The 4,067-nt window shown below is 54.1% G+C and carries 5 protein-coding genes; 4 read left to right on the top strand and 1 reads right to left on the bottom strand.

Annotated features, from left to right (window positions below):
• Positions 1–227, bottom strand: a 227-nt coding sequence (locus tag NZK35_RS16695; protein ID WP_259633671.1) for a hypothetical protein, incomplete at its 3' end; no start/stop codon positions are given.
• A 315-nt stretch (positions 228–542) separates the two neighbouring features.
• On the opposite strand from NZK35_RS16695, the gene NZK35_RS16700 reads away from it, so the two are divergent.
• From NZK35_RS16700 to NZK35_RS16715, 4 genes are all read left to right on the top strand, one after another.
• The gene (locus tag NZK35_RS16700; RefSeq protein ID WP_259633672.1) at positions 543–1,067 is read left to right on the top strand and encodes a hypothetical protein; all 525 of its coding nucleotides are present in this window, start codon (positions 543–545) and stop codon (positions 1,065–1,067) included.
• Between the two features lie 279 nt (positions 1,068–1,346).
• Entirely contained in the window at positions 1,347–1,634 is a 288-nt protein-coding gene (locus NZK35_RS16705) for a HesB/IscA family protein (RefSeq protein WP_259633673.1), read from the top strand.
• 1,075 nt (positions 1,635–2,709) lie between these two features.
• On the top strand, positions 2,710–3,066 hold the full coding sequence (locus NZK35_RS16710; RefSeq protein ID WP_259633674.1) for a hypothetical protein: 357 nt from the start codon (positions 2,710–2,712) through the stop codon (positions 3,064–3,066).
• A gap of 141 nt (positions 3,067–3,207) precedes the next feature.
• Complete coding sequence (locus NZK35_RS16715) at positions 3,208–4,041, top strand: endonuclease/exonuclease/phosphatase family protein (protein ID WP_259633675.1); 834 nt, start codon at positions 3,208–3,210, stop codon at positions 4,039–4,041.
• The last annotated feature ends 26 nt before the right edge of the window (positions 4,042–4,067 follow it).

Raw genomic sequence — 4,067 nt, forward strand, 5'->3', positions numbered from 1 at the left:
CGAGTTGAGTTTGTTTTTGATTTTAGGTCCATCGCGCCGACGCGGTGACCACCGCCGTTCTGCCACGAATGACCACCATGCGTGACGTCCCGAAGCATCTCGACGACGCCTTCTTTTCTGGCCAAAGGACGAGTGATGTCCCCTTCGTAATCAATGACGCGGTGCGGATCGTTGCTGGCACTCACGCCGGAGCTAAAGGAGCCGTCATCTCGATTGAGGCGATGCAACCCGACATCTCGCTTCGAATCGAGCTTGGGACTACCGGTGCTGACGTTATTGTTCCAATTGATACGGTCCGCTTATTGAAACGGGATGACGACTCATTGAGTTGAACGAGGACGACTTATGCACGCGACACCGGTGTTTGTATACCTCCGCCGATCGTTGCCATGCTAAACTGAAGACATCATTGCCTCCGCCGCAACACGGAGGCAGAACCATGAATTGCACCGAAGCACGGGTGGTGCGATTTTTGGCCATCGCAACATCGTTCGCCCGTGCTCGGTGAATTCCGCCGTTCGTCCTACTGAGTGATACGCAACATGGAAACGCTGTGGCGATGGTTTTTCCGATGCGTCATTGGGATCGGCGTCCTTTTCGCCGCATTCTCGGTCTTGCTCGTCATCGGGATGAACCGCCCTCACGTGACGCAGTCCGACGGATATGCAGACGTAACTCCTGATGCTGTCGCCGCCACGCTGTCGGAATCGCTTCCCAAGACTGCTACGGAGGTTCGCTATTGCCGCGCTTCGGTCGGTATGGGTGGCCGCCTCCTGATCTATCGTTTTTCTGCACCTGATGCCGATCTACACGCACACGCTCAAGCTGAATTTGCTGCGCACTGGGACAAACCGAAACTCAAGACGATACCGGGATCCACATCGCCGATAACTGATCACGAAGTCAAACTGTACAAATCTGGATTTGGAATCGATGCTGATTGGATGCTGCCACCGTCCAACGCGGTTGGTACACTCTACGAATCCGCCGATGGACAATTCTCACATCGGCCGACGATATTCGTTGATGACGCAAACGGCGTCTTGTACTTCCAGATGACGGATTGACCGACACTAACTCCAAATGCGGACGAACCATGGGATGCAACGGAGCGGCGGTGGTGCGGTTTCTCGCGAGATCAATGTCAACTCCCGCCGCCCGCTGATCCCTAACGTTCGCCGACTGACCACATGAAACAGCTTCTGTGTACTTTTGTCGTTTTCGCATCGGTGATGTGCCTCGGGTGCAACGACTCAACGGACGTCTCAAACGCCTCAGCCGACACAAATCCGACTGAGTCCACTGCCCGAAATACTGACACACCACCGAATCAACCGGTCGTAGAATTGACAGATGCTGCGGTTGCCAAATTTGTTGCATTCTTGAATGACGCGCCGAACGATCACATCCGCCTCTCGGTGAAACAAGAGGGACCAACTGGGTTCATGTACGACCTGCAGATCGAATCGCCGCCATGGACCGACGACGATTTGGTTGATCGATCAAATGGTTTCACGATCGTTGTGTCTCCTCGCGACTCGATTTACCTCGATGGTGCTACAATCGATTGGGAGACGAGACCCGACGGGACCGAAGGATTCAAATTCAACAATCCCAACGCGATCGAACAATGATTGCGGCGAACCATGCGATGAACCGAAGTCGCGGAGTCGTCGTTGTTGACAATGGAAAATCAATCGCCGCGACTCGGTTATCGCGGACGTTGAACGTAAACGTTCGCCGACATGATGATGAAAATACTGCCACTGCTCCTCTCCGTGTTCATTGCGTCGGCGTTTTTACTCGGCTGCAATGACTCTGTCCCTCAGCCGTCGGCGAACCTTGGTCGTTGGACGCGGGCTGACGTCGAGAACAAGACTCTCGTCTACGAACGACCAAATGGTCTTGATAAATCGTTTTGATAAATCGTTCTACTTTTCCGACGGCACTGTTGCCGTAACACTTTTGACTGACGGGCAGCCTCCAGTGGCTCCCTTGCTATATTGGACGATCAATTCCGATGGCTATCTGTTGGTTTCGACGTACGAAGACATGAACGATGCGAAGAGGACCCGAATCGTTAGCCGAGTTGGCGACGATCTGGTGCTTGAACGTGAGGATGGAACCAAATACAGCGTTACATACTCTCCGTGACATGCGGCGAACCATCCGATGCAACCGAGCGGCGAAGTCGGGCGTTTTGAAGTGGATGATCAACCGTCGCCGCCGGCTGATCGGTATCGTTCACGCTGCTAACCGGCGCCTGACGACAGCGCCTACTTCTTCTTTTTCGTCTTCTCGCGTTCTTTTGTGGCAATTGATTTGCTGTCGTTTAATCGTGACCCGAAGGGCGCCCACCGGAATTCGTCGAACCTCTGTTTCCTGGGTTTCGCATTTGATGTCACGGTTCGATTAGTGCGCGGTCGACTCGGCCGAAGAAGACAAACCGACGCCTGTCGATACCAACGCTGATGCCCGACGCCTGACGCGCCGACCGTAGATTGGGATGCAGAATTTCCCTTGGCCATCCCGATCGAGTACATTGACTATCAGCGACGATGGTTCAACGTGTCGTCGTGGCCGACCGCGCGAACCAAGTGGTGCACCGCAGTCGGCGAGTCAAGTTTGTATTTGAGTTCAGGTCGATCGCGCCGACGCGGTGACCACTAGGACGTTCTGTCGCTCTAGTAGCACTGCTGTGAAATCCAAATGATTGACCCTGAAGAACATGCCAGCGCAGATGGGTTGCTTACACTGGCCGTCGAATCACTTGACGGTGGTGATGTGGCCATTGGTTTCCGTGGGTATCCATGGCACACTCACGCGGACATCCTTGCTTCAATAACATCAATGAACGAAACTGATGCTGTCCGACAATTCATCGACGATGTGTTGAATGATCGATCGCTCATTGCCGTGCAAATCATTGACGATGCCATCCAGGACGTTTGGATCACTGACGATCCAGCAAAGGATCGCAAATACAAACAGCCAAACGAAGATCTCCAATTCCGTTACTGGTCAGGCCGTGGGTACTCGCCGAATGCCGACAGTTGGTCCGTGTAACGCCACTTGGATTCACCGCGACAGAACCATCGCATGCACGGGAGCGGCGGTGGCCAGCGGATTATGAAGTCAACGTCAACACCCGCCGCCCCGGTTACGCGTATCGTTCGCCGACGCAAGATGAAAACACTCGCATCGTTGATGATCCTAGCGTTTACACTTAGTTCCGATGCATACGCCAACTCGCTCCGTGTTGCGACATACAACCTGAACTGGGCCAACCGACGTGGTGACCAGGTCCTCGATGCGATCACGACAGCTGACCCCGATGTCATTTGCTTTCAAGAGATAACGATACAATCGGAGCGTTTTCTCCGCGACCGCCTTGCCGAAACGCATCCGCACTTTCACTCGGTCGGACACAACGGACGCTACGCTGCTGAACGATTCGCTTTCGCCTCGAAGGTCGAACTCGCGGACTTGAAATTCGTCCCGCCAACCGCGGGTCTTTTTGGTTTCCATTCCGCAACGCTTGAACACATTGGGACACGCATACGCCTGGTCAATGTCCATTTAACACCGTTCCAGATCAAACGCGGCGGCGGGTTTCGCGAAGCGATGGCGGCACTCTCGGTGACCGAAGACAAGCACGCAATCGAAATCGATGTGATCGTCAATGCAATTGACGATCAAGTTCCGACGATTGTTGCAGGTGACTTCAATAGCATCTCTTCGTTTCATGCTCCAAAACGTCTCGGCGAACTTGGCTTGATTGATGCGTACGCGTCTGTTCACGATGACGCTGACACGCATCCAACGTGGAACTGGCCTACCCGCCCGTTGCCCCTCGCACTCCGAATCGACTACATTTTTCATACACCCCACTTCACGGCTGTAGAATCCGAGATTGTTCGTCGAGGTGGGTCTGACCATTCATTGGTGGTTGCCGAACTCAAATACGGCGAACCAACGGATGCACGGGAGACCTCGGCGGCGTCGGTTCTCAAAGCAGAATCAACTGCTCGGTCCCCGTGATCCGCACCGTTCGCGCTGCTAACCGA

Source organism: Stieleria sedimenti (assembly GCF_025060895.1).
Lineage (GTDB): Bacteria > Planctomycetota > Planctomycetia > Pirellulales > Pirellulaceae > Stieleria > Stieleria sedimenti.

What these genes read in the sequence shown, in the direction of transcription:
- NZK35_RS16710 (WP_259633674.1), top strand. Translation starts at nt 2,710, where the DNA reads ATGATTGACCCTGAAGAACATGCCAGCGCAGATGGGTTGCTTACACTG.
- NZK35_RS16715 (WP_259633675.1), top strand. Translation starts at nt 3,208, where the DNA reads ATGATCCTAGCGTTTACACTTAGTTCCGATGCATACGCCAACTCGCTC.
- NZK35_RS16700 (WP_259633672.1), top strand. Translation starts at nt 543, where the DNA reads ATGGAAACGCTGTGGCGATGGTTTTTCCGATGCGTCATTGGGATCGGC.